The organism is Kribbella sp. NBC_00889 (assembly GCF_045207705.1).
In the GTDB taxonomy this organism is placed as follows: domain Bacteria; phylum Actinomycetota; class Actinomycetes; order Propionibacteriales; family Kribbellaceae; genus Kribbella.
Map to the genome: position 1 here is coordinate 153,803 of NZ_CP108783.1, position 22,479 is coordinate 176,281.

General features: G+C 66.8%; 25 protein-coding genes and 1 tRNA gene. 14 read left to right on the plus strand and 12 right to left on the minus strand.

Going from position 1 to position 22,479, the window contains the following annotated elements:
• Positions 1–50: 50 nt before the first annotated feature.
• Positions 51–1,058: an acyl-CoA desaturase gene (locus OG817_RS00735; protein ID WP_406051481.1), complete on the minus strand. Its 1,008-nt coding sequence runs from the start codon at positions 1,056–1,058 to the stop codon at positions 51–53.
• Between the two features lie 123 nt (positions 1,059–1,181).
• Between OG817_RS00735 and OG817_RS00740 the strand changes: the two genes are divergently transcribed.
• Positions 1,182–1,253 (plus strand) — tRNA-Gln (locus OG817_RS00740).
• A 125-nt stretch (positions 1,254–1,378) separates the two neighbouring features.
• On the opposite strand, the gene OG817_RS00745 is transcribed toward OG817_RS00740, so the two are convergent.
• Positions 1,379–1,798 carry a VOC family protein gene (locus OG817_RS00745; protein WP_406051482.1) on the minus strand — a complete coding sequence of 140 codons (420 nt, stop codon included), beginning with the start codon at positions 1,796–1,798 and terminating at the stop codon, positions 1,379–1,381.
• Between the two features lie 355 nt (positions 1,799–2,153).
• Positions 2,154–2,753 (minus strand): hypothetical protein, encoded by a 600-nt coding sequence (locus OG817_RS00750; RefSeq protein WP_406051483.1) that lies wholly within the window; start codon positions 2,751–2,753, stop codon positions 2,154–2,156.
• Positions 2,754–3,271: 518 nt separating this feature from the next.
• Here OG817_RS00750 and OG817_RS00755 point away from each other — a divergent pair.
• Positions 3,272–3,631 (plus strand): hypothetical protein, encoded by a 360-nt coding sequence (locus OG817_RS00755; RefSeq protein WP_406051484.1) that lies wholly within the window; start codon positions 3,272–3,274, stop codon positions 3,629–3,631.
• Positions 3,632–3,805: 174 nt separating this feature from the next.
• On the opposite strand, the gene OG817_RS00760 is transcribed toward OG817_RS00755, so the two are convergent.
• Both OG817_RS00760 and OG817_RS00765 read right to left on the minus strand, forming a co-directional pair.
• Positions 3,806–4,099 (minus strand): hypothetical protein, encoded by a 294-nt coding sequence (locus tag OG817_RS00760; RefSeq protein ID WP_406051486.1) that lies wholly within the window; start codon positions 4,097–4,099, stop codon positions 3,806–3,808.
• 73 nt (positions 4,100–4,172) lie between these two features.
• Positions 4,173–4,373, minus strand: coding sequence for a hypothetical protein (locus tag OG817_RS00765; protein WP_406051487.1), 201 nt, complete (start codon positions 4,371–4,373; stop codon positions 4,173–4,175).
• An 843-nt stretch (positions 4,374–5,216) separates the two neighbouring features.
• Between OG817_RS00765 and OG817_RS00770 the strand changes: the two genes are divergently transcribed.
• From OG817_RS00770 to OG817_RS00780, 3 genes are all read left to right on the plus strand, one after another.
• Positions 5,217–5,414, plus strand: a complete 198-nt coding sequence (locus OG817_RS00770) for a hypothetical protein (RefSeq protein ID WP_406051488.1) — start codon at positions 5,217–5,219, stop codon at positions 5,412–5,414.
• 161 nt (positions 5,415–5,575) lie between these two features.
• Positions 5,576–6,046: a hypothetical protein gene (locus OG817_RS00775; RefSeq protein WP_396397979.1), complete on the plus strand. Its 471-nt coding sequence runs from the start codon at positions 5,576–5,578 to the stop codon at positions 6,044–6,046.
• Between the two features lie 297 nt (positions 6,047–6,343).
• Positions 6,344–6,715: a hypothetical protein gene (locus OG817_RS00780; RefSeq protein ID WP_406051489.1), complete on the plus strand. Its 372-nt coding sequence runs from the start codon at positions 6,344–6,346 to the stop codon at positions 6,713–6,715.
• A gap of 77 nt (positions 6,716–6,792) precedes the next feature.
• On the opposite strand, the gene OG817_RS00785 is transcribed toward OG817_RS00780, so the two are convergent.
• A complete protein-coding gene (locus OG817_RS00785) occupies positions 6,793–6,930 on the minus strand; it encodes a hypothetical protein (RefSeq protein WP_406051491.1) in 138 nt (45 codons plus the stop codon).
• 1,528 nt (positions 6,931–8,458) lie between these two features.
• On the opposite strand from OG817_RS00785, the gene OG817_RS00790 reads away from it, so the two are divergent.
• The 3 genes from OG817_RS00790 to OG817_RS00800 all read left to right on the plus strand — a co-directional run bounded on the left by OG817_RS00790 (position 8,459) and on the right by OG817_RS00800 (position 10,969).
• Positions 8,459–9,388, plus strand: a complete 930-nt coding sequence (locus tag OG817_RS00790) for a phosphotransferase family protein (RefSeq protein ID WP_406051493.1) — start codon at positions 8,459–8,461, stop codon at positions 9,386–9,388.
• 505 nt (positions 9,389–9,893) lie between these two features.
• Entirely contained in the window at positions 9,894–10,298 is a 405-nt protein-coding gene (locus tag OG817_RS00795; RefSeq protein ID WP_406051494.1) for a GNAT family N-acetyltransferase, read from the plus strand.
• Positions 10,295–10,969 (plus strand): nucleotidyltransferase domain-containing protein, encoded by a 675-nt coding sequence (locus tag OG817_RS00800; RefSeq protein WP_406051495.1) that lies wholly within the window; start codon positions 10,295–10,297, stop codon positions 10,967–10,969. Before OG817_RS00795 ends, OG817_RS00800 begins: the two co-directional genes overlap by 4 nt.
• A 6-nt stretch (positions 10,970–10,975) precedes the next feature.
• On the opposite strand, the gene OG817_RS00805 is transcribed toward OG817_RS00800, so the two are convergent.
• Both OG817_RS00805 and OG817_RS00810 read right to left on the minus strand, forming a co-directional pair.
• Positions 10,976–11,815 (minus strand): alpha/beta fold hydrolase, encoded by an 840-nt coding sequence (locus OG817_RS00805; protein ID WP_406051496.1) that lies wholly within the window; start codon positions 11,813–11,815, stop codon positions 10,976–10,978.
• 49 nt (positions 11,816–11,864) lie between these two features.
• Entirely contained in the window at positions 11,865–12,083 is a 219-nt protein-coding gene (locus tag OG817_RS00810; protein WP_406051497.1) for a VOC family protein, read from the minus strand.
• Between the two features lie 263 nt (positions 12,084–12,346).
• Here OG817_RS00810 and OG817_RS00815 point away from each other — a divergent pair, with 263 nt between their 5' ends.
• Positions 12,347–13,558, plus strand: coding sequence for an IS110 family transposase (locus tag OG817_RS00815; RefSeq protein ID WP_406046741.1), 1,212 nt, complete (start codon positions 12,347–12,349; stop codon positions 13,556–13,558).
• Positions 13,559–13,629: 71 nt separating this feature from the next.
• On the opposite strand, the gene OG817_RS00820 is transcribed toward OG817_RS00815, so the two are convergent.
• Together OG817_RS00820 and OG817_RS00825 are read right to left on the minus strand one after the other, a co-directional pair.
• Positions 13,630–13,962 carry a VOC family protein gene (locus OG817_RS00820; RefSeq protein ID WP_406051498.1) on the minus strand — a complete coding sequence of 111 codons (333 nt, stop codon included), beginning with the start codon at positions 13,960–13,962 and terminating at the stop codon, positions 13,630–13,632.
• Between the two features lie 13 nt (positions 13,963–13,975).
• Complete coding sequence (locus OG817_RS00825; protein WP_406051499.1) at positions 13,976–14,473, minus strand: DUF664 domain-containing protein; 498 nt, start codon at positions 14,471–14,473, stop codon at positions 13,976–13,978.
• 266 nt (positions 14,474–14,739) lie between these two features.
• Here OG817_RS00825 and OG817_RS00830 point away from each other — a divergent pair, with 266 nt between their 5' ends.
• The 3 genes from OG817_RS00830 (at position 14,740) to OG817_RS00840 (ending at position 18,430) form a co-directional block, all read left to right on the plus strand.
• The gene (locus tag OG817_RS00830) at positions 14,740–15,792 is read left to right on the plus strand and encodes a hypothetical protein (RefSeq protein ID WP_406051500.1); all 1,053 of its coding nucleotides are present in this window, start codon (positions 14,740–14,742) and stop codon (positions 15,790–15,792) included.
• Between the two features lie 155 nt (positions 15,793–15,947).
• Complete coding sequence (glmU, locus tag OG817_RS00835; protein ID WP_406051501.1) at positions 15,948–17,435, plus strand: bifunctional UDP-N-acetylglucosamine diphosphorylase/glucosamine-1-phosphate N-acetyltransferase GlmU; 1,488 nt, start codon at positions 15,948–15,950, stop codon at positions 17,433–17,435.
• Between the two features lie 14 nt (positions 17,436–17,449).
• A complete protein-coding gene (locus tag OG817_RS00840) occupies positions 17,450–18,430 on the plus strand; it encodes a ribose-phosphate diphosphokinase (RefSeq protein ID WP_396397899.1) in 981 nt (326 codons plus the stop codon).
• 51 nt (positions 18,431–18,481) lie between these two features.
• Here OG817_RS00840 and OG817_RS00845 read toward each other — a convergent pair whose 3' ends face one another.
• Entirely contained in the window at positions 18,482–18,958 is a 477-nt protein-coding gene (locus OG817_RS00845) for a hypothetical protein (protein WP_406051503.1), read from the minus strand.
• A gap of 112 nt (positions 18,959–19,070) precedes the next feature.
• Positions 19,071–19,730 (minus strand): hypothetical protein, encoded by a 660-nt coding sequence (locus tag OG817_RS00850; protein ID WP_406051504.1) that lies wholly within the window; start codon positions 19,728–19,730, stop codon positions 19,071–19,073.
• Positions 19,731–19,866: 136 nt separating this feature from the next.
• Between OG817_RS00850 and OG817_RS00855 the strand changes: the two genes are divergently transcribed.
• Positions 19,867–21,834: a sensor histidine kinase gene (locus OG817_RS00855; protein ID WP_406051505.1), complete on the plus strand. Its 1,968-nt coding sequence runs from the start codon at positions 19,867–19,869 to the stop codon at positions 21,832–21,834.
• Positions 21,822–22,463 carry a response regulator transcription factor gene (locus OG817_RS00860; protein ID WP_131363012.1) on the plus strand — a complete coding sequence of 214 codons (642 nt, stop codon included), beginning with the start codon at positions 21,822–21,824 and terminating at the stop codon, positions 22,461–22,463. The genes OG817_RS00855 and OG817_RS00860 overlap by 13 nt, the downstream gene beginning before the upstream one ends.
• Positions 22,464–22,479: the final 16 nt, after the last annotated feature.

The window sequence follows — 22,479 nt, forward strand, 5'->3', positions numbered from 1 at the left end:
GCATCATGCCGTACTTCGGTGTTGCCAGCGGGAGATTTACCGGTGGCGCCTCAGGCAGCCGCTTTCAGCGGGGTCTTGGCGTCGGCGTCGACACGGCGGGCCTCCAGGCGTTCGCGCACCGGCCAGCGCACGTCGCTGACCCAGCCCATCTTCTCGAAGAACCAGATGCACCGGGCGGACGTGTCGAGCTGTCCCTTGAGCACTCCGTGCCGCGCGCAGGTCGGGTCCGAGTGGTGCAGGTTGTGCCACGACTCGCCCTGGCTCAGGATCGCCAGCCACCACACGTTGCCGGACTTGTCCCGGCTCTTGAACGGCCGGTCGCCGATCGTGTGGCAGATCGAGTTGATCGACCAGGTGACGTGGTGCAGCAGCGCGATCCGGACCAGGCTGGCCCAGAAGAACGCGGTCAGCGCGCCCTCGATCGACCAGGACCACAGGCCGCCGATGACGGCCGGCGCGAGCAGCGAGACGGCGACGAGCATCGGGAACATCCGGGACACGTGGACGACGTCCTTGTCCTTCAGCAGATCCGGCGCGTACTGCCGCTGCGGAGTCTGCTCGGTATCGAACAGCCAGCCGACGTGGGCGTGCATGAAGCCCTTGGTGAGTGCACGCACGGTGTTGCCGTACTTCCACGGACTGTGCGGGTCGCCGTCACGGTCGGAGAACTTGTGGTGCTTGCGGTGGTCGGCCACCCAGCGGACCACGGGGCCCTCGATCGCCAGTGAGCCGGCGATGGCGAGCGCGTACTTCATCGGGCGGTTCGGCTTGAACGACTTGTGCGTGAACAGCCGGTGGAAACCGATCGAGATGCCGTGCCCGGCGAGCGTGTAAAAGACCACCGCCAGGACCACGTCGCGCCAGCCCAGGAATCCGCCCCACGCGATCGGTACGGCGGCCAGCACGGCCAGGAACGGGATACCGATGAACAACGCCAGCGCAACCTGTTCCCATGGGCGCTTCTGCTCACCCCCGAGCGTTCCGGTGTCGACGTCGAAATCGTCGGCCTGCTGGGCGCGGGTCGGCGCCTCCGGTGCGGCAACGGCGGGTGGAGTCATGTGTTCGATCCCTCGGATGGAGGATTGCTTACCTACGCTACCGTAACCTACGGACCCGTAGGTAAGGAACCCCTCAGCGTGTCGTCCACCCCACTCCATGGCAAACTGTCCCGGCGACCACGATCCCCCGTGGGGTAATCGGCAGCCCGCGAGACTTTGAATCTCGAAGACCAGGATCGAAACCTGGCGGGGGAGCAACGCAAACCCCGGCTCGGGACGCTCTGAGCCGGGGTTAACACGCCGCTACTCGTCGGTGTGCGTGCGGAGGACGTGCGCGTGACCCAGCGGGTCTCCTGCTCTGCACGTCAGAGTCAGACCGGCTACTCCTCTGGGGAACCTGGGAACACCCGGAGCACATGTCCGTCCGGGTCGGCGACGCGGAATTCACCATCGTCGCCTGCATAGGGCATCAGAACCTTGGCTTCGTCGGTGACGAGTCGGTCGTAGAGTGCGGCGGGTTTGCTGACGAACAGCGCGAGCCACGTGCCAGGCTGTCCCTGGCCGTTCACGCACAGATAGATCTCGTGATCGTCCCAGCGGATGATGCCGAAGTCGGCTGGATCTCCGAAGGTGCCAAGGAGTTCGAAGTCGAGGACCTCTGTGTAGAACTTGATGCTGGCCCGTAGGTCGGAGACGTTCAGGATCGGGTTGATATGGACAAGAGCCCCGCCCGTCGAACCCGGCATGCTCTGCTCCTTCAGGATCGTTCTTGCTAACAGCAACTGTGGATCGATGCGCACGAGTATGGATCAGACCGCCTGGATTCAGGCTCGCGAACCAGGACAGACAGGCCTAGCACAGACCACCATGGACGGACTATCAGCAACGTTGAACCTCGACGACCAGGATCGAAACCCGGCGGGGGAGCGACGAGACCCAGGTCAGAGCGTTTCAGACCTGGGGGCTCGCTCATGCAGGGGCCGTTTGCTAACGGACTTGCCGACAAGCAACTAACGCAGGGTCCCTGTCAGACTCTGCGGTGGCCGCCGAAGTGGTCCCATCAACCGCAGCGGCGAAGACAGGCTAGAAGTCCGCCGTCCACGTGACGGAGCAACGCACGGATCTGCCGATGAGCGATCGTCCGCTGGACCGCTCTCAGGACTGCTCGGTGGGCGCAAGACTCCTCTTCGCGGCGGCCACGAAGCGCTCGACAACGGCGAAGGGGAGTGTGCCCGCGTGATGGACGATGAAGTCGAAGCCGGTGCCGTCGTCGTGCCAGAACGCCTCAAGGACGGGGCCGGTCTCGGATGAGCCGAGGTCCGTTAGTTCGAGACCCATCCCGTCGCGGATGACATCTGAAGCCATCACTACCTCGAAGCTGCGGTCTTCGTGCTCCCAAACACTCACAGCGAGCCATCCGCTCTTCCGGTGTTTCTGCTCGGCATCAGCCAGGCTCCGCTGCAGCTCGTAGTGGCGCAGCTGGGCGGGCCAGATCCCAGCGATAGATAGCACTCCGGCACAAAGAGAGATCACCAAGCACCACCATGGCGACAGCCAAAGTCCCAAGAGGAGGGCGACCAGGCCGAAGAAAAGTGTCGTCATGACGAATACCCAGTAGGCAAACGCCCAGCTCAAATGTCTTCTTGGCCAGGTCCGCCAGGTCGGAGGCTTGATGAGCCGAACCGGAAGCGACGAGGCAATCAACATCACTGCCCAGATGGCGGCCCAGCCGAGGCCGTAGCGGACGTAGAACATCGCGGGAAACAGCAGTCCGAAAACCAGGCAGAGAACCAGGCATGAGGCCCAGATCCGCAACCTCCGCCGCGCCTGGAAACGGGGGGCTTCGGCTTGGACCCGCCGCCCCGGTTCACCGCGCGATTATGGCATGTCGGCAGGCTGACGCACATACCCATGTGGCGTCTGCCGCCAGAGTGACGGCGAGACTACGGCGAAGGGGCGCGTGCTCAGGACCTGGCCCCGGCGCACGTGCTCGAAGCCGCAGGGACACGTCCGCATCTGCCGCGTTCCGCGCGGTCGTGCCGATGACAACCACCAGCTGGCAGACGAATGTCAGGCATCAGCCGTCACAGGACAACCAGCTCCGCGGGCTGTGATCCGCCAATAGATCTGCGACACATGTCCGCCAACTGATGCGCGACAGGCTAGAAGCCTGGCCTGATCCTGGGACGCTGGCCAACGCACGCACAAGTAGCCGGATTGAGTGCGCTGGCACCGGGTAGCGCTTCTTACCTCCGTCACGGGATGATGCGGCCATGCGTCATGAGCCGCCCGAGACTACCTATGGACCGGACTACGGGCCCCGAATCGAGTGGGAGAACGGTGTCCTGGTGCAGGCGCTCCAAGCCTCCCAGGGCCGAATCGGTACCGCTGTTCGAGGACTGGCGGTCGAGGCCGGCTACGAGCGGGTGGTTCTGCATGCTTGCGTAAGCACCGATGACGCCGACACTCGCGAGGACATGCAGGAACTGGTTGACGACCTGGAGTCGGCAATGGATCCAATCGTCGACCCGATGCCGAGCGTCGAGCTCCATCTGCAGGTCGGAGACGCTGACCCGTCCTGGACCGGATATCACCACCGGCGGCTCTACCTGATGCACTGGCGTGCGCGGTAGCAATAGACCGCACGTCGACAGCTGGAGGTGGTGAGGCCCAGACGGGGTTCCGCGCCCAGCCCGAGTTGAGGATCAGCGCAACTCGCGGCGTGTGGAGACGGCCGCCGCAATTCGGCCGCTCCGGGCCCATAAGGGAGGACACACCGACATGGCCGCGTTGGTGCCCAGCGAGGGCTACAGGACGTGCACGTCGTGGATGGTCACGCGGCCTTCAGCGTTGATCTCGATCTCCGCGCTCAAGTCGCTCGGCGACGCGTCAGTCGTCCACAGCGGCAGAACGCTCCAGGCGGTGCCGTCGTCCCGCCTGACCACCTCAGATTCGGAATGTGTCCAGATCTCCTCGGGCTGGCGGACCAGCGTCGCTGGATAGGCACGCGCCCAGTGGAGCAAGTCTGGTCGAGCGCCAGCCGTCAGGGCGTCCAACTCCGCGCGGATTGCGGCTCGATAGGCTTCCGGCACATCTCCCATGTCTTGAGCATAGAAGTGCGCGGATCTGCCGCGATCAAGGCGGAGTGGTGATAACCCGGCGCGAGCAATGAGCTCAGCGGGATGGCCCATCGCTGGCCGTGCCGATCGCCTGACGGACACTCGCAAACCGGTCGACCGTGAAACCTGAGACGGCACGGACCTCGCTCTGATCCCAAACGTTGTTCATGTAATGCTCAATGGTGAAGAGAGCGGCTCGAACGATCTCAGCCTCCTCAAGGGTCAGGCACAAGCCCCCACGCTCAGCACGCTCCATGGCCTCGACAATAGTGGCTCAGGCCCCGTCACCGAACGTCCGCTCATGCCGCCGATAGTGAAGCGCGATCATGTCGATGAGCGTGCGAGCGGGCGGAAGAGTTCCGGTTGTCCTAAGGTCTGCCCATGTCCGGGCTCAGGAGCCACTTCGAGAAGCGCGTCGCAGGTCTCCGGGACTGCGCAACGTTGGAGGTCTCAGAAGGAGAATGGGCGACGACGCATCGACTGAGGCCACATAACCCAAGCGCGGTGGGTGTGGTGATGTACCTCGGATCTGGCGGTCTCTGCACGGTCAGCCTCGACGACCCTGCTTCCGCTCCCGCGGAACTCGGCGACGATCTGGCCTTGGACCTCCGAGCGATCGACTCCTTCATCGATATTGCGGTCGAGGGACGTGCGACCGCGTTTCACCTAGGGCGGGGTGGCTGCATCAAAGTGCGCGGCTCCAACCACGAGCCTCGCACCTGGAGGAACGCCTGGCCGTGGCCTGGTTGGCGGCGGCGGGCCGAAAGAATCGACTACGTCCCCTACCACTGAGCCCTCAGACCGAGTACGTCTCAACGCACTCTCATGGCTCCTTCTGTGTCAAGACGCGGCAGGAAGGGGCGAGAGCTGGTCAGATTCTGTTGATCGCCGGGACTGGGGGCCTCGCGCTGCTTTCAGTGTGAGTCGAGGGGAAAGCCCTGCAGAGCGTCGTACAACTGCGGCCGTTGAGGCGGCAGGCCACGGCAGGTCGGCCGTCTGGCTGTCCGAGACTCCAGTCCCGCCGGTAGCAACCTAGAACGCACTGATTTGCCGCGGATAGTGAACGCCCAGGACTGCTTGTGAGCGCGAGGTTGGTGCCATGCTGAACAGCGTGAATGTCTCGGCTGCATCGAAGAACGTCGCAGTGGTGGAGCTCTCGCGAGCCGAGGTGCTCGCGCTACGAAATCTGCTGGAGTACGCGCCTCACATACCCCTGGAGGCGCACGGACCGCTAGGGATCTTCAAGCGGCTCTTGGCTGAGCTCCAGCCGATCGCCGCCGGCATGGGCTCCGAGTGACCCCAGCGTCACCCAGCCAGCAAACGCACGGATTTGCTGCGGATAGTGATGCGCGGTCATGCCGATGAGGGGGCGCCGGCGCAAGCAGAATCACAGCAGGCAACCGACCCGATTGAATGACGACCTGGCCATTGTGTCGTGCAACAATGCGGGGTGTGCGGGTGATCTGGACGCTGAGACATCACGGATGGGCCTTCTGTTCGGTCAGTGATGACCACACCAGTGCCGAGGCGGTCGTCTCTTACGTCACCGACGGTCCCGAACAACTGCTAAGCGCCGTATCCAGGATCGTCCTGTACGAGACCGACACACAGGCCGAGTTCGAGGCAGAACCCACCGTCTACAGATGGTTCTTCCAGCGTCACGGCGACACGGTCGACATTCGCCTCGTCGAAGCAGCCGATTCGAGAACACCCGAGCATGCCGGAAATCTGATTTGGCACAGTCGACAGCCGATCACCACACTTGCCTGGACAGTAATCCGTGCATTCGACGCCGTCGCCGCCGACCTCGGCGAGGTCGACTACCAGACTCAGTGGGGCCGGCCCTTCCCCCGACACGAACTCGAAGCCCTCCGAGCAGCGTGGCGCACGACCACCCAGCGACCACGACCTTCTGCCGGGCATAGCTGACGACGACCTTGTCGGGATCAAACCAGCGCAGCATGGCAGCTTGAACGACCACGTAGTCGTCCCAGGCTGGCGCCGCGCCGGTGCCCGGCCCAAGCGGCCCGCACAACGGGCGTACGCCACGGTCAGCGAGTGCGGTGAGATGTCAGCTTTACTTGTGCATCCCTCGCCGAGCCAGCGCATGCGTCATCCGCCGCGAGTGGTGCGCCATCGGCTCGCGTAACGTCCGGATCTAGCCGCGATCCGCGCTGTCATGCCGATGAGCGGACCTGCTCGACGGTGGGCATCTAGGGTTCCTGCATGGCCGATGACAGGGTTCGCGAACGACTCCTACAGGTCGTCTGGAAAGAGATTCGTTCCACCGACGAAAGGAACATCTTGAACGTTCCCGCGGCGCGACGCGCCATCGACGCGGGCGCGTCTCCAGCCGACCTCGCCCGAGCGATGACCGCGGCGTCCTACGAGACGGCGTTCCGATTGCTGTTCCTCTTGTCCGCCGAGCATGCCGAAGAGGGGGACGACAAGGCCCAGACGGGATGGACAATCATCGAGACCAGCTTCGACGACTCTGACGAGCCAACGCCCGACACCGGCTCAGTCCTGGAGTTCCTTCACGAGGATCTCTTGTCCTCCGATCCGACTGGCGCGGAGGGGCAGGACCTCTTCGCCTAGGGTCCAGCCGGCAACGAGCTCATGTCACAGCCGACGGACCGCAGACTGGGCCAGGGTCTGTCGTGTTGGGTGGTGAGCTACTTGCTTGGGTCCAGCACGCGGCGAGCCAGCTCGTCGAGGACCTGATTAATCCGTTCGACGATGATTCGTTGTTGCTGATCCGGTGTGAGATCGATGAGCCGGGTCCATGGCAGCACCGTTTCGACGTACTGCATGCTGCCGTCGTCCTTGTCCAGGCGCTCTGATCAGTCTGCTCCGCTCTTTGTGAAGCACGAGGACCATTAAGAGCCGTTGGCCGCCGGTCGCCGAGCGCCATTTCAGAGCCGACTCGAGGAGCTCTGCTTCGGCCGCGATGGCCTCAGCGAGCTTGGTCACGCGCGCTTCCTCGCGGAGGCTGAAGTAGCGCTCCCATTCCTTGTCGTACTCGCTGCCGGCGTGGAGCTTCAGCCAGTGTTGGTCAGTAGTCACGGTCACCTGCAGCTGAAGTCCTGCCTGGGACGACATTGGCCATAGCGCCGATAGTACGCATGGACCTCCTGGCCGAAACGTCCGGATTTGCCGCGATCCGCGCTTTCGACTGTCGCAGATCACCTGGCGGACGAGTGTCGCGCCGCAGCCGAAGGAGGACAGTCTTGCCGCGTGGCCCGTTGCCGAATCTGGCTCTTATGGATCAAGGCGCGGCCGTGCGGATGCGGCCTCCGGCCGTTCACCGCCCGCGCCCGCCCTGGTGGTCTTCACGAGAGCCAAGAGCATTTGCGTCTGGCGGGGCCTCGCGACTCCGGGATGACGGGTCCGAATCGGCCGGCATCTTGGTCGGCAGGCGGGAAGACACATCGGGGTACTTGGAGCCTCATCGCGGACGGGGACCGCGTCGCTAGCATCGCCCCATGGCAGTGACAGCGTCTGGGGTGTTCCGGCGAACCGCGATCGAGCGGACAGATCAACGAGTCTCCTGGGAACGAACGGATCAGGCCTTCTTCTCGAGTGGGGCATGCCACGTGCTGGCCTGGACGTGCAGGGATTTCTATCCCGACAAGGGGATCGCCTTGGCGGCGGTGTACTTGGGTGACCACGAGCATCCACTTCACACGTACGCGAGGTGGGGCACGTGGGCGTTCGATGCGTCGGGTTGGAACCTGGAGTCCGAACTTCTGCAGGTCAACAGCGACTTCGAGGGTCTCCCAGTCCGTCAGGTGGAGACGATCAGCAGTGACCTTCGGGAGTTCTGTGAAGAGCACGTGCATCGACAACCGCACCAGTACTGGGCAGATCCCACAGAACGCGCACGCGCCTATGTGGGCCGATACGACCCGCCCTGGCTCTAGGCACTTCGCTCGTAGCGGGGACATGTGGACCGGGTTGGATGGGTCGGCGGCAGCTTTGAATCTCGAAGACCAGGATCGAAACCTGGCGGGGGAGCAACTGGAGCCCGGCTCGGGACGCTCTGAGCAGCCTCGTCCGCGTGCTGGCGGATCACATGTGCGTAGACCCGGAGGGTGATCACCGGATCAGCGTGGCCGAGGCGTTCCGCGACGACGCGGACCGGACACCGGCGATCAGGAGCAGGGCGGCGTACACATGTCGAAGGTCGTGCAGCCGAGCATGCGGCACGAGCCGTCCCAGCCCACCAGCACACCGCAGAAGTCGACCGCCTCGCTGACGTCGCGCAGGCATTCAGCCTGGATGCATGCGTTCCGGGCAATTCCGGTGCGTCGATGAAGTGCGGGTCCTAGAGTGCGTGGGGTGGATCTTTCGCATCTCGGTACGCCGATCGGGCCGATGATCCGGGTCCATGGCGGGTTCGCCAACCGGATGTTCCGGCTCGACACCGACCAGGGATCGTTCGCGGTGAAGGAGTTGAACCTCGTCGACCGCCGCTGGACCTACCGCTTCGAGGACGTGTTCAGGTTCGAGCAGGCGGCGTTCGCAGCCGGCGTACCGATGCCTGAGCCGATCTCGGTCAGCCATCACGCGCTCGTCCACCGGTGGGTGGAGGGAGAGAAGGTGCCCGAAGCACCGGTGTCGGGGGCGTACGCGTTCGAGATCGGTGAGATTCTCGCGCGCATCCATGCGCTGGACGTCGAATGGACCGACGTGTCGGTCGAGGATCCGACGCCACGGGACTGGCCCGAGCTCGCCGAGCGGGCGGCGGCGACCGTACAGCCGTGGGCCGACGAACTCGCCTCCCACGTTGAGACGCTGCTCGCGATTGCCGACTTCGTCGACACCTGCGAACGGCCGGGCCCCGTTGTGCTGACCCACAAGGACATTCAACCGTGGAACCTGCTCGCTCGAGACGGTCGGCCGGTAGTGCTCGACTGGGAGCTCTCGGGGATGCTCGACTTGTCCGGTGAGCTCGGCTCGACCGCGCTGAGCCTCGCGAAGGGACCTGGCTTCGACACCATCGAGCCGGCCATTTTCCGCTCGGTCCTCGACGGCTACGTCGCCGGGGGCGGAGCGCTGCCGCCGTCCGGTCCAAGCTGGTTCGTGTTCATGATCGGTGGCTGGCTGGGCCACACACGGTGGAACATCCTGCGCTGCCTGGCCGGTGTCGAGGCGAGCACCGGCCCTGACCTCGCGCTATCGCACGAGGCCGTGCGCAACGGCGTACGCGGCCTCCCCGACATGTTCGCCCGACTTCCAGACCTCGAGACACTGCTCGTCCAACGGTGATCAGCATCCATGCCGGATGCGCGGCGCAACGCGCGCTCCCAGCGGACAGCGACCCGGTAATCCACCGACATGCATCTCAGCGGACGCGCAGGCCTGCCTTGACCAGACGGCAGGCCACGGACGCTGGCTCCACCCTCAGCGTCGGACAACGCAGGTAGCTCGACCTTGCTCGACCCCGGATCGGTGACTGTCGCGATCTTCGGAAACAAAGGGGCACCCAGCGACGAATAGTTTCCGGGAGCGGTGTACTCGCGTGCTCGTACCCGCCCATGGGTGCGTGCTCCTGCGTCGCCTGGTGGTGCGTTCTGGAGGGCGGGTTTCTGTCCGGGGGCGGTGGTTGAATGCGGGGATGGACGTGATGGTTCAGGCGGTTGATCAGCGGCGGTGGGAGGACCTGGTTGAGTTGTTTGGGCCTAGTGGGGGGACGCGGGGGTGTTGGTGCATGGCTCGGCGGTTGCCGAGTTCGGTGGTTGCGGTGAATGGCAGTGCGGAGAATCGGGCCGCCATGGAGGGGTTTGTGCGGGCGGGGGAGCCGGTTGGGCTGATCGGGTATGTCGATGAGCGGCCGGCTGCTTGGTGTGCGGTTGCGCCGCGCACGGAGTACTACGCGATCGTCCACTCGCGGGTGTTGCCTATCGACGAGCCGGAGGATGAGTCGATCTGGGCGATCAACTGTCTGTTCGTGCAGAGTGGGTATCGCGGGCGTGGCACGACGCTGCCGATGGTCGAGGCGGCCGTCGAATACGCTCGTAGTTCGGGCGCGCGGGTGGTGGAGGCGTATCCGGTCAAGGCCCTGCCCGGGGATCCTGGGCGCGGGATGCTGAGTACCTTTCTCGCCGCCGGGTTCACGGTGTACGGCGAGGAACGCACCAAGGCGAAACGCAACGTCGTCGTACGCCGAAGTCTGTGAGCGGCTGGATGAACCAGCGGCCCGAGTGGTTGGGGCCGACGGTCGACGAGTTGGCTGAGGCGGCGTACTGGGCTCGGCTTTATGGGCGCTGGGAGGCGATGGATCTGGCTGGGGTTGCCGGGTTCATGGAGGGGTTCGGGCGGCCGTGGTGGGTAGTCGGTGGGTGGGCCGTCGATGCGTTCACGGGGGTGGGCCGCCGGCATGACGATGTGGATGTCTCGATCTTTGCTTCTGATGTGCCTGCGCTTCGGACGTACGTCGGGGATCGGTGGCATCTGTGGTGTCTTGCCGGGGAGGACATGCGGCCGCTGACTGATCGGCATCCGGAGGTGTTTCATCCGGCGAGTCAGATCTGGGTGCGGGAGCATGGTGATGCTCCGTGGGTGATCGATCTGCCGTTGACGCCGGATCGCGATGGTCTGTGGACGAACAAGTTCATCGCTGATCACGTTGCGCCGCTCGACGAGGTCACGTGGGTTGCGGGCGACGGGATTCGGTACCTCAACCCCGAGATCGTTCTGCTGTTCAAGGCCCGAAAGCGGCGTCCGAAGGACGAGCGGGATCTGGCGTGCGTCTGGCCGCTGCTGAGTCAGGACAAGCAGCTCTGGCTTCGGAACATGATCCGTCGTACCGACAACAACCACCCCTGGCTGCAGCAACTCAGCCGCTAACCGGCCTCAGCTGTCGGCGGTCTGCTCAGGGGACTGGAGGAAGTCGCGGATGTGGTTGGACCAGGTGGTTGGGTTTTCGAAGTGGCACATGTGGGCGGTGTTGGGGATGACGGCCAGGTGGCTGGTGGGGAGGGCGGCGTGGAGGCGGCGGGCGAGTTGGACGGGGAAGCCCATGTCTTGTTCGCCGTGGAGGATGAGGATGGGCTTGCCGGAGTCGCGGAGGATGCATTCGGGGTCGCCGGGGCACCACGGGTGCATGTCGCCGTTGATGGCGCGTTCCTCGCTCCAGTCGCCGGTGTCGGAACCCAGGCTTTCCAGCAGTTCCAGGTACGCCGGTGCGAGGTCGAGGTCCCAAACGAAGACGGTGGAGTTCCGCAACCTCCCGCCGGCGGCGTCCTCCGCTCGCTGGCGCCGCTGGTATTCCTCCCAGCCCGCCAGGTACTGCTCCGCATCGGTGTAAGCCGTGGTCGACGCGAGGACAAGCCGCCGTACCTGCTCAGGATGCCTGTCCACGAACTGCATCGCCGCCCTGCCGCCGGTGGAGAAGCCCAGCAGGTCCACCTGTCCGAGGCCAAGCTTGTCGATCAGCTGATGCGTGTCCTGTACGACGTACTCCGGTTGAAGGTCCTCGTCGGGAAGGCCCCGGGTGCTCCGGCCGCAGCCACGGAAGTCGAACAGTACGACGTGATGGTCGCGAGCCAGCGGTTCGAACCCGGGCACCAGATAGCCGTGCCCGACATCCGGCCCGCCGTGCATCACCACCAACGACGGCTTGTCACCACGCTCGCCGAGCTCCCGCACGAACAACGTGACATCCCCGACGTCGACCAGCGCCCCATCACCCATGCCACCGAGCATGCCAAACCTCAGGCCCGGAGTGTTGCTCGTCGGTGCGTCAGATGGTCCCGTTCAAGCGCGTTGTCGCAGGCTGCGAGGGCTGACCGAGGGCGAACTGCGTGGGGCCGAGGGTGAAGTGGGCGTACGTCGGGGCGTCGGGTGGCCAATGCCCTTGTGCCTGGACGCCGAGCAAATCCTCGTACCACGTGATCGCGCTGGGCAGGTCGCGCACATTCGCGCGGACATGCGTCAGACGGGGAGCCTCTCTGCCGGACATCTGTGTCCCCTTTCGCCGATCGAACGTGGACAGCATCACACCCACCGCCGACATTAATGATGGGCAGGCTCTCGGGCGCCGTGGCTCGTCCGCCGACTGTCGCCCTGCTGGGTTGACTGCAAATTGGTCCGTCCGGTGCTCGGGAGTTCCGTCGCCGGCCGGGCGGCATGACCTAATAAGAGCCTGGCAAAGCCTCATTAATGTCTTGTCTGCCGCCCGGCCGGCGTCGACCTGTCCGATCGACACGGAAGGCAAGACCCATCATGACAGTGACTGCTGCTGCCGCGGGCACGGTGACCGGAGGCGTTGACACCCACGCCGACACGATCCACGTCGCGGCGGTTGACCAGGTCGGCCGCGAACTAGGTGATCGTGAGTTCGGCACCACCCCGGACGGTTACCGGGCCGCGCTGGCGTTCCTGGCGACGTTCGGGACGCTGGTGGTGATCGGGATCGAGGGCACCAGTTCCTACGGCGCCGGGCTGACTCGGGCCGCCCAGGCCGCGGGGATCGAGGTCCGCGAAGTCACCCGCCCGGATCGTGCCCGGCGCCGGATGCGTGGCAAGTCCGATCCTCTGGACGCCTATCAGGCCGCTCATGCGGTGCTGGCCGGCCGCGCCGACGCGGCCGCCAAGACCGAGCAGGTCGAGGCGATCCGTGCCCTGCACATCGTCCGCCGGTCCGCGGTCAAGGCACGTACCGCCGCGATGAACCAGATCCATCACATGCTCATCACGGCTCCCGTCGTGCTGCGGGAGAAATACCGGCCGCTGCGTGACCAGCCACTGGTCGACGCGCTGGCCGGCTGCCGACCAGCCCACCACCGCGACTCCATCGTCCGGGCCGTGCTGACCGCGTTGAAGGCGCTGGCCCAGCGTCACCGCTTCCTCAGCCGGCAGGTCGCCGAACTCGACCAGCAGCTCAAGGATCTCACCCGGGCAGCCAACCCTCACCTGCTCTCGCTGCGCGGGGTCGGGCCGGCCACCGCGGCACAACTGCTCGTCACCGCCGGCGCGAACCCTGACCGGCTGCGCAGCGAAAGCTCCTTCGCCGCCTTGTGCGGCGCCGCCCCGGTCCCGGCTTCGTCGGGCAAAACCACCCGCTACCGGCTCTCACGTGGCGGCGACCGGGCCGCCAACCACGCACTCCACACCATCGCCTTGGTCCGAATGACCTGCGACCCACGCACCCGCGACTACGTCCGGGCCCACCGCGCCAAGGGCCGCGACACCGCAGAAATCCTCCGCCGCCTCAAACGAGCCCTCGCCCGTGAGATCTTCCGATCCCTCACCCAAGGCCAGGCCGCGCCCGAGCTCGCCGACCTCCGCCCCACCCGGCAAGCCAAAAACATCACCCTCGCCGCGGCCGCCCAGGCGATGAACACCTACATCACCAAAATCACCCGCACCGAACTCGGCACGTTCCCCGACTACGAACTCGCCCACCGCTACCGCGCCTGGCTCAACACGGCTTGACACCAATAGGAGCATCAGTTCCAGATGGTGTGGAGCAGGGGGATTGGCCGGAGCTGCGGTTCGGCGACTGCTCAACCGATGACGCAGAAGACGGTGTCGTCAGGGGCGGCGAGTACGACGAAGTCCGCGTTGGGCGGGTAGGTCCAGTCCTCGACGCGGCGGGCGCCGAGGGCGATCAGGCGGTCGATCTCGGCCTCGACGGTGGACGTGCTGCGGTCGACCCAGAGATCCAGGTGGGTGCGGTCGGTTTCGTCGAGGTGGAGTTCGGTGGGCCGGCCGCCTGGCGGGACGAGGAAGTCGGGGTTGTCGGGTGCGGCGCCGTACCCGAGAGCCTGACGCCAGAACTCGGCCGCGGGGCCGATGTCCTTCACGTTGAGAACGATTGCTCCGAGAGTGAGTCCCATGGTTCGCTCCTGGTCATTCGCCGGTTCGGCCGTCGAGTGCTTCGCGGATCAGGTCGGCGTGGCCGTTGTGGCGGGCGTACTCGCCGACCAGCTTCTGCAGGTTCCAGCGCAGGCTCATGCCGCTGGCGGGTCCGATGTCGTCGAGTGAGGTGTGCCGCGCGATCAGCTCGTCGTGGGCCGTGCGTTCGCGTTCCCAGGCAGCCATCGACGCGTCCACCATCGAGGCGTCGACGTCGAAGTCCCACTCAGGACCGTCGTCGGTGTACTGCCCCCAGACCCATTCCAACTCGGTCTTCGGGCCGAGCGCCCAGACGCCGTACGCGCGCTCCATCTCCGCCATGTGCCGGACGATCCCCAGCAGCGACAACGCCGACGGCACCACCGCCCGCGTCACCAGCTGCTCCGCACTCAGCCCGTCACACTTGGCCCGCAACGCATCCCGATGAAATCCCAACCACCCCAGCAAGATCCCCCGCTCATCCCCATCCCTCGGCTGCCCAACCCGCTCCATACCACCCATCCTCCCCTGCGGAGGTCACTCCCACGCCAGCTGCCCAACCGTCACAACAAACTCACTCCGCGCCGCGCCATGCGCAGACCCTCCCGTCCGCGTCGGGCCATATGCAGATCAGGCGTGACGGGACGTGGGGTTGAAGGCGTCTAGAGGTGTGGTGCCTGCGATTCGCGTGGGACCGGACAGTGATGTGGAGGCATTCAGTGCGGGAGAACAATCGGGGGACGCGCAGGCTTGTGGCGGTTCTCGGGGTGGTTGCGTGCGTGTTCACAGGCAGCTCGATCACCGCGGAAGCACAGCCGGCCGCCGCGCAGGCGGCGTTGCAGTGGACGGTGACTCCGACCGGGCGGCAGCCGGCGAACCTTGACGACATCGACAGCCGGGCGGGGGAGACCTGGGCCGTGGGTGGGGACCAGATCGACGGGTTCCAGGACCAGCGGCCGCTCGCGCTGCGCTGGGACGGCGAGCGCTGGACGGCCACCGCACAGCCGGTGCGCACGAACGCGACGCTTCAGAGCGTGGCAGTGGCCGGAGCCAAGAACGTCTGGGCGGTCGGCGAGGACCGTGCCGATCCCGCGACCCCCAAGCCGTTGGTGATGCACTGGAACGGCACCCGCTGGCGCGTCGTACCGGGGCCGTCAGTGCCGACTGGGTCGTTCGGCACCGTCGCCATCGGTCCGAACGGCGCCGTCTGGGCGGCTGGCTGGGCCAACGTCGACGGGCAGGAGCACGCGGTCGTCTACCGGTACGCCGGTGGATCGTGGCAGCCACTGACGGCGGGACTTGAGGGATCCATCAACGGCAACACCCTGGCCGTCATCTCCGCGCAGGACGCCTGGCTCGGGCTGAACGGCGGACTGGCGCACTTCGACGGCAAGCGGTGGACGCTGGTGGACGACGTACCGGCCGATGGCTCCCAGATCCCCACCGGCATCGCGGTGGCCGGGCCGAAGGACATCTGGCTCGTCGGTGTGGAGCATGTCGCCGAGGAGCGTCCACTGGTCCTGCACTACGACGGCGTCTCCTGGACCCGGGTGCCGGCCCCGACCGGATGGTCACAGCTGTACGACGTCGCACTGCGTGACAACCGCCCGGTCGCAGTGGGGGAGCGATTCGAGGAATCCGGCAACAGCATCTTCGCGAAGCCCTACGTGCTGGAGTATCGCGGTTCGAAGTTCGTCGAAGCACCGAGCCCGGGCGCCGAGTACGGCACCCTGACCGGAGCCGCCGCTGCCGACGGGCGGCTGTGGACGGCCGGCCTCACCAGCGCCACTCCGGACGCTCCGTTCTCGGCCTTCACCGCCTTCGCCTACTGACAATGCCGTGAGACGAGTCACGTGATCCCGCACGGCCGCGCGGAGGCCGTGCGGGTTCCGGTCTGAGGAGCAAGTAGGCTTGCGCGGGCACAGTTTCGAGTGTCCGTGCCGATACTTGTTCCAGAAACTCGCAGGGAACTCGAGGAGAAGACCGCGTGACTTCCCATCGTCCCGCGGCGGTCGTCATCATGGCCGCCGGTCTGGGAACCAGGATGAAATCGGCGATCCCGAAGGTGTTGCACGAGATCGGCGGGCGCAGTCTCGTCGGGCACGCGGTGGTCACCGCCCGTGCACTCGACCCCGAACACCTGGTGGTCGTGGTCGGCAACGGCCGGGAGCTGGTCGAGGCTCATCTGAAGGAGATCGACCCCGGAGCCCGGATCGCCGTCCAGGAGCAGCAGCGCGGGACCGGTGACGCGGTTCGCGCCGGGCTGACCGCCGTACCGGCCGACTTCGAGGGCTCGGTCGTCGTCACGTCAGGCGACGTGCCGCTGCTGGAGGCGGAGACGCTCCACGAGCTGATCGCCGAGCACGACAAGCAGGGGAACGCGATCACCGTCCTCACCGCGCGGGTGCCCGACCCGACCGGGTACGGACGGATCATCCCGGGAGACGACGGCACCGTCGCCGGGATCGTCGAGCACAAGGACGCGACGCCGCAGCAGCGACAGATCGACGAGATCAACGCCGGCATCTACGCCTTCGACGCGGCCACGCTGCGTGATGGGCTGAGCCGGCTGACCACCGACAACGCGCAGGGCGAGCTCTACCTGACCGACGTACTGGCCATCGCGAAGAGTGACGGCAAGCGGGTCGGCGCCTACGCGACCGAGGACGCGATACAGACCGAGGGCGTGAACGACCGCGTCCAACTGGCCACGCTACGAGCCGAGCTGAACCGCCGGAACCTCGACAAGCTGATGCGCGCCGGCGTGACGGTCGTCGACCCGAACACCACGTGGGTCGACCAGACGGTCCGGATCGAGCGCGACGCCACCCTGCTGCCGAACACGCAGCTGCACGGCGCGACCACGGTCGGGTCCGGTACGACGATCGGCCCGGACACGACGCTGACCGACGTACAGATCGGCTCCGACGCCACGATCATCCGCGCGCACGGGTCGAGCTCGGTGATCGGCGACGGCGCGAACGTCGGACCGTTCGCCTACCTCCGCCCCGGGACCAAGCTGGGCGTGAAGGCCAAGATCGGTACGTTCGTCGAGACCAAGAACAGCACCATCGGCGACGGCGCCAAGGTGCCGCACCTGTCGTACGCCGGAGACGCGACGATCGGTGAGGGCGCGAACATCGGCGCCGGCACGATCTTCGCCAACTACGACGGCGTGGCGAAGCACCCGACGATTGTCGGCAAGCACTCGTTCATCGGCAGCAACTCGGTGCTGGTCGCACCGCGGACCATCGCAGACGGCGCCTACCTGGCCGCCGGTACGGCGCTGACCGAGGACGTCGGCCCGGGCGAGATCGCGGTCGCGCGCGGGCGGCAGCGCAACATCAAGGGCTGGGTCGCGCGCAAGCGGGCCGGCACCAAGACGGCGAAGGCGGCCGAAGAAGCGCTGTCGGCCGATGCCGGACAGGCACCGGCGGATCACGCGGCGTTGGGCGACACTGGCGAGAAGAAGTAACGGGAGGCCGGGCCATGAGCGGGATGAAGCGAACCACCGAGAAGAACCTGATGGTGTTCTCCGGCCGGGCCCATCCCGGTCTGGCCGAGGAGGTCGTCGAGCAGCTCGGCACCGGCCTGGTCCCGACCGCGGCGTACGACTTCGCCAACGGCGAGATCTACGTCCGGTTCGAGGAGTCGGTCCGGGGCAGCGACGCGTTCGTGATCCAGAGCCACACCTCGCCGATCAACGAGTGGATCATGGAGCAGCTGATCATGGTCGACGCGCTCAAGCGGGCGTCGGCCAAGCGGATCACCGTGGTGCTGCCGTTCTACGGGTACGCCCGGCAGGACAAGAAGCACCGCGGCCGCGAACCGATCTCGGCCCGGCTGATGGCCGACCTGTTCAAGACCGCCGGCGCGGACCGGCTGATCTGCGTCGACCTGCACACCTCGCAGATCCAGGGCTTCTTCGACGGTCCGGTGGACCACCTGATGGCGCTGCCGATCCTGAGCGAGTACGTCCGGACCAAGTACGGCGACCAGAAGCTCGCCGTGGTGTCGCCGGACGCCGGCCGGATCAAGGTGGCCGAGCAGTGGTCGGCCCGGCTGAACAACGCGCCGCTGGCCTTCATCCACAAGACCCGCGACATCGAGCGGCCGAACGAGACGGTCGCGAACCGGGTCGTCGGTGAGGTCAAGGGCCGGGTCTGCATCCTGGTCGACGACATGATCGACACCGCCGGCACCATCACCAAGGCGGCCGACGCGCTGTACGCCGAGGGCGCGGCGGGCGTGGTGATCGCGGCGACGCACGCGATCCTGTCGGGTCCGGCGGTCGACCGGCTGAAGAACTGCCAGGCCAGCGAGGTGATCGTCACCAACACGCTGCCGATCGCGGAGGACCGCCGGTTCGACAAGCTGACCGAGCTGTCGATCGCGCCGCTGATCAGCCGGGCCATCCGCGAGGTCTTCGAGGACGGCTCGGTGACCAGCCTGTTCGAGGGCCGCGCCTGACCGTCGGACGTCGTACCCAGTCGGACGCCCGACGGTCAGGCCGCAACCCTGTCAGGCGCTGATCCGGCGACCGGTCACCTTCCCCTTGCCAGTCTCCACCACCTGGGTCTCGCTGTTCGGCGCGTACACGGTGAAGCGGTACGTCGCCGACAGCTTGCCGTGGGACACCGATCCGCGGAGCTGCACCCGGATCGTCGGACCGACCGATTCCGGTCCCTGCTCGCCGGGGAACCCGGTCCAGAAGGTCGCCTGGAACCACTTGCCGTGCTTCGACCACGTGCCGGTGAACGGCGGTCCGGCCGGGCTGATGTCGTGCGACACGATCACACCACCCGCGGCGAAGCTCAGGATCAGCCGTACCTTGTCGGTCGAGCCGTCGTCCTGCCGGCGGCACATCCAGCTGCCGGACAGCCCGTTGTCGTCTGCCATGGCCGGCGTGGCAGTCGCCAGCCCCGCGATCGCCACACCACCCGCGGCGATGCCTGCACCCCTCAGCGCCTGGCGGCGCCCCATTGCGTTCTCGCTCATTGGAGTCCCCTCCCCAGAGATCCGCTGTTCCTTCCACGCTGCACCTCGTCGCAGCCCTGGGCAACGGCTCGGACCGAACGACGACGAGGGGTAGCGTCCCGTCTCCAGACAGTCAGGCCTGACGCCATGCGTAGTACGCCGTACCGAGTGATGCGGCGGTCATCGGCAACGCGGTGAGCAGACCGCCGATGCCGTTGCCGGGTACGACGAACGTTGCGATGATCGTCAGCCACAGCACGGGGATCCAGCGGGGTACGGCGTGGGAGCGCCAGAGGCCGACCGCCTGGATGACGGTGCCGAGAGCAACGAGTAGGGCGCCGGGGACCAGCACGCCGAACAGGTGGGCGGAGTCGTCGTTGATCCGCTCGATGACACTGGCGTCGACACCGGGTGCGGTAGCGAAGTAGTACGCCGCTGCCCAGCCGGCGCCTCCGACGGCGTACAGCGCGGTGCCGATCCACATCACCACGGCACCGGTGGTCGCCCAGGCGGCTCCGCGGCGGCGCACGAGCAGCGTCGTCAGCAGCGCCTGAGCGGGCACGTTGATCACCAGTGCACCGCTGAGAACCACCAGCAGGCCCCACCACAGGTCGCGGAACGGCTGGATGTCGCTGTAGGCGTACGTCTCGCCGCCCGCGGCCGGTTCCGGCCAGAGCAGTCCGCCCGGAACCGCCACAACGGCGGTGATTGCCAGGAGCAAGGCAACGATTCCGACCCGGCGCCGGCGTACGGGATCGGCAACGGTGGGAGGTGGTGCGGTTCGGGTCGTCATGGTGTTCCTCCGTGAGGTGAGCTGACGACCTCAGGAAACGCCGGGCGGGCGCGGTGACACATCGGAGCGGGTACGGAGGCGCATCTCCGTGCTGGCGCGGAGTCCGGACGGCGGGTTGCGGCCTTACTCTGACGACATGCGGTGGCCGCGATGGGTCGCGCTCGGTACCTTCCTGCTCGTCCTGGCGATGGTCGCGGGGAGCTCCTGGCTGCTGATCGCGTACCGCACCGGTCCGCACACGGTCCGGAACTTCGTCGGCCTGGCCGCGATCGGGACCGCGATCGCCGTACTCGGGCTCGTCGTCAGCCGGCGTGAGCCGGTCAACCCGGTCGGGGCGATCCTCGGCTGGATGGGTGCGATCGCGGTCTTCCTGACGGGACGCGATGTCTACTACAACGCCGTGGTCCACGATCCCCGTCGGCTGCCGTTGGACAGTCGGGTCGTCGCCTGGCTCGAGGAGAGCGGCTGGTGGCTGCTGGTCGCGGTTGCGTGCCTGTTGCTCTACTTCCCGACCGGTCAGATGGTGAGTCGCCGGTGGAGACCGGTCGCGCCGGTCCTGCTGCTGCTCGGTGTGGCACAACAGGTTTTCGGTGTCTTCGCCCCAGAACCCTTCCTGCCACCTCTTCAGGACCTGCCCCGGCCGTACGAACCGTTGTCCGGAGTACTGCGGATCGTCAGCGACGTGGTGTTCTTCGGCTTCCTGGCCGTGTGCCTGGCCGCGGCGGTCGCGGTGCTGATCCGAGCCCGCCGGTCGACCGGCAAGGAGCGTGCGCAGCTCAAGTGGCTGTCACTCGCCGGACTGGCCGCTGTGCTCTACCCGGTGGTCTGCGGAGCCGAGATCGTCGTCACCGGACACACCGGCATCGTCGCGACCGTCTTCGGCATCATCGCGCTGGTCAGCCTCCCGGCGTCGGTCGCGGTGGCAATGCTCCGGCACGACCTGTACGACGTCGACCGGGTGCTGGCCGACACCGTCACGTACGGGATCGTCATGGTGGTCCTGCTGGGCACCTATGCCGTCGCCGCCGTGTCGCTTGGGCTCGTGCTTGGTCGGGACTCGGCCGTCGTGGCTGCGGCCGCCACAGCGCTGTGTGCGTTGGTGCTGGCGCCACTGCGCTCTCGCCTGCAGCGCTCGGTGGACCGGCGGCTCTACCCGCCGCGTCGTGCTGCCCTGCTGGCGATCGAGGATCTGCAGCGGCGGATTCACACCGAGCAGGCGCAACCGGAGGAGCTGGAGTCCGCACTGCGCACCGCACTGCGCGATCCGGCGCTGCGGGTGGGTTTGCTCGTCCCCGGCGCGTCCGGCTTCGTCGATGCGGCCGGTACGCCGGTCAGCGGACTACAGTTGGTGCCGGTGACGCTGGGTGGCGCGCAGATCGGCGTACTGGCGTCTGATGCAACCAGTCCCGCCGTACTGAGGGCTGTGGCGGCTGGGGCGGCCAGCCTGGTCGAGGTGACGCGGTTGCGTGCCGAGCTGGCCGGTGCGTTGCGTGAGGTCGCCGCGAGTCGGGCGCGGCTGGTGCAGGCGGGGGATGCTGAGCGGCGGCGGCTCGAGCGGGATCTGCACGACGGGGCGCAGCAGCGGCTGGTGTCGCTGGGTATGGCGCTGCGGCTGGCGCAGCGGCATCTGGACGACGGATCGGTCGATGTCGACGGGTTACTCGATCAGGGAGTCGCGGAGCTGACCACTGCGGTCGCCGAGCTGCGGCAGATCGCGCACGGGCTGCGTCCGGGCAGCCTCGACGACGGATTGCACGCGGCGTTGAGCGCGATCACGCAATCGCTGCCGATCCCGGTCCGCCTGCAGATCCCGCCCGATCTGCCCGAGGAGTTGGCTACCACGGCGTACTTCGTGGCGGCGGAAGCGGTGACGAACGCCGCGAAGTACGCGAACGCGACGTCGATCGCGGTCCGGGTGGCGCGGTCGACGGGTGAGGTGCGGGTGCGGATCGAGGACAACGGGTGTGGGGGAGCGGCGCCTCGGCCGGGGTCGGGCCTGAGTGGGCTGCTCGATCGGGTCGCGGCCGTGGGCGGGTCGCTGGAGCTGCGGAGTCCGGTCGGCAGCGGTACGACGGTTGAAGCGGTGCTGCCATGCGGATCGTGATCGGGGAGGACTCGGCGTTGTTCCGCGAGGGGCTGGCACGGTTGCTGGCCGACGCCGGGCACGAGATCGCCGGTCTGGCCGTGGACGCGCCCAGTCTGCTGACCACAGTCGCCGAGACGACGCCGGACCTCGCGGTGATCGACATTCGGATGCCGCCGGACCACACCGACGACGGCGCCCGCGCCGCTCGCCGGCTCCGGATGCAGAACCCCGAGCTGGGCATCGTCCTGCTGTCCCAACACGTCGAGACCCGGCACTCGGTCGAGCTCGTCGCGACGGGCCGCTTCGGCTACCTGCTGAAGGACCGTGTGCTCGCGGTGGACCAGTTCCTCGACGCGCTGGATCGGGTCGCGTCCGGCGGATCGGCGCTCGACCCGGAGGTGGTCGCCCGGTTGATCGGGCGCCAGCGCGCCGACGATCGGCTGGCGCCGTTGACCCCGCGGGAGCGTGAGGTGCTCGCGTTGATGGCCGAGGGGTGCACCAACGTCGGTATCGGTCGCCGCCTGTTCCTGACCGAGCGGACCGTCGAGACGCACATCGGCAGCATCATGGCGAAGCTCGGGCTGATCACCAACGACGAACAGCACCGCCGGGTGCTCGCCGTACTGGCCTATCTTGGTGGGCACTGACCGCTCTCCCAGAGGA

Bases quoted from the DNA above. Each gene is read 5' to 3' on its own strand.
- OG817_RS00735 (WP_406051481.1), bottom strand. From the start codon at position 1,058: ATGACTCCACCCGCCGTTGCCGCACCGGAGGCGCCGACCCGCGCCCAG.
- OG817_RS00750 (WP_406051483.1), bottom strand. From the start codon at position 2,753: ATGTTCTACGTCCGCTACGGCCTCGGCTGGGCCGCCATCTGGGCAGTG.
- OG817_RS00755 (WP_406051484.1), top strand. From the start codon at position 3,272: ATGCGTCATGAGCCGCCCGAGACTACCTATGGACCGGACTACGGGCCC.
- OG817_RS00760 (WP_406051486.1), bottom strand. From the start codon at position 4,099: ATGGGAGATGTGCCGGAAGCCTATCGAGCCGCAATCCGCGCGGAGTTG.
- OG817_RS00765 (WP_406051487.1), bottom strand. From the start codon at position 4,373: ATGGAGCGTGCTGAGCGTGGGGGCTTGTGCCTGACCCTTGAGGAGGCT.
- OG817_RS00770 (WP_406051488.1), top strand. From the start codon at position 5,217: ATGCTGAACAGCGTGAATGTCTCGGCTGCATCGAAGAACGTCGCAGTG.
- OG817_RS00780 (WP_406051489.1), top strand. From the start codon at position 6,344: ATGGCCGATGACAGGGTTCGCGAACGACTCCTACAGGTCGTCTGGAAA.
- OG817_RS00785 (WP_406051491.1), bottom strand. From the start codon at position 6,930: ATGCAGTACGTCGAAACGGTGCTGCCATGGACCCGGCTCATCGATCTC.
- OG817_RS00795 (WP_406051494.1), top strand. From the start codon at position 9,894: ATGGAGGGGTTTGTGCGGGCGGGGGAGCCGGTTGGGCTGATCGGGTAT.
- OG817_RS00805 (WP_406051496.1), bottom strand. From the start codon at position 11,815: ATGGGTGATGGGGCGCTGGTCGACGTCGGGGATGTCACGTTGTTCGTG.
- OG817_RS00810 (WP_406051497.1), bottom strand. From the start codon at position 12,083: ATGTCCGGCAGAGAGGCTCCCCGTCTGACGCATGTCCGCGCGAATGTG.
- OG817_RS00815 (WP_406046741.1), top strand. From the start codon at position 12,347: ATGACAGTGACTGCTGCTGCCGCGGGCACGGTGACCGGAGGCGTTGAC.
- OG817_RS00820 (WP_406051498.1), bottom strand. From the start codon at position 13,962: ATGGGACTCACTCTCGGAGCAATCGTTCTCAACGTGAAGGACATCGGC.
- OG817_RS00825 (WP_406051499.1), bottom strand. From the start codon at position 14,473: ATGGAGCGGGTTGGGCAGCCGAGGGATGGGGATGAGCGGGGGATCTTG.
- OG817_RS00840 (WP_396397899.1), top strand. From the start codon at position 17,450: ATGAGCGGGATGAAGCGAACCACCGAGAAGAACCTGATGGTGTTCTCC.
- OG817_RS00845 (WP_406051503.1), bottom strand. From the start codon at position 18,958: ATGAGCGAGAACGCAATGGGGCGCCGCCAGGCGCTGAGGGGTGCAGGC.
- OG817_RS00850 (WP_406051504.1), bottom strand. From the start codon at position 19,730: ATGACGACCCGAACCGCACCACCTCCCACCGTTGCCGATCCCGTACGC.
- OG817_RS00855 (WP_406051505.1), top strand. From the start codon at position 19,867: ATGCGGTGGCCGCGATGGGTCGCGCTCGGTACCTTCCTGCTCGTCCTG.
- OG817_RS00860 (WP_131363012.1), top strand. From the start codon at position 21,822: ATGCGGATCGTGATCGGGGAGGACTCGGCGTTGTTCCGCGAGGGGCTG.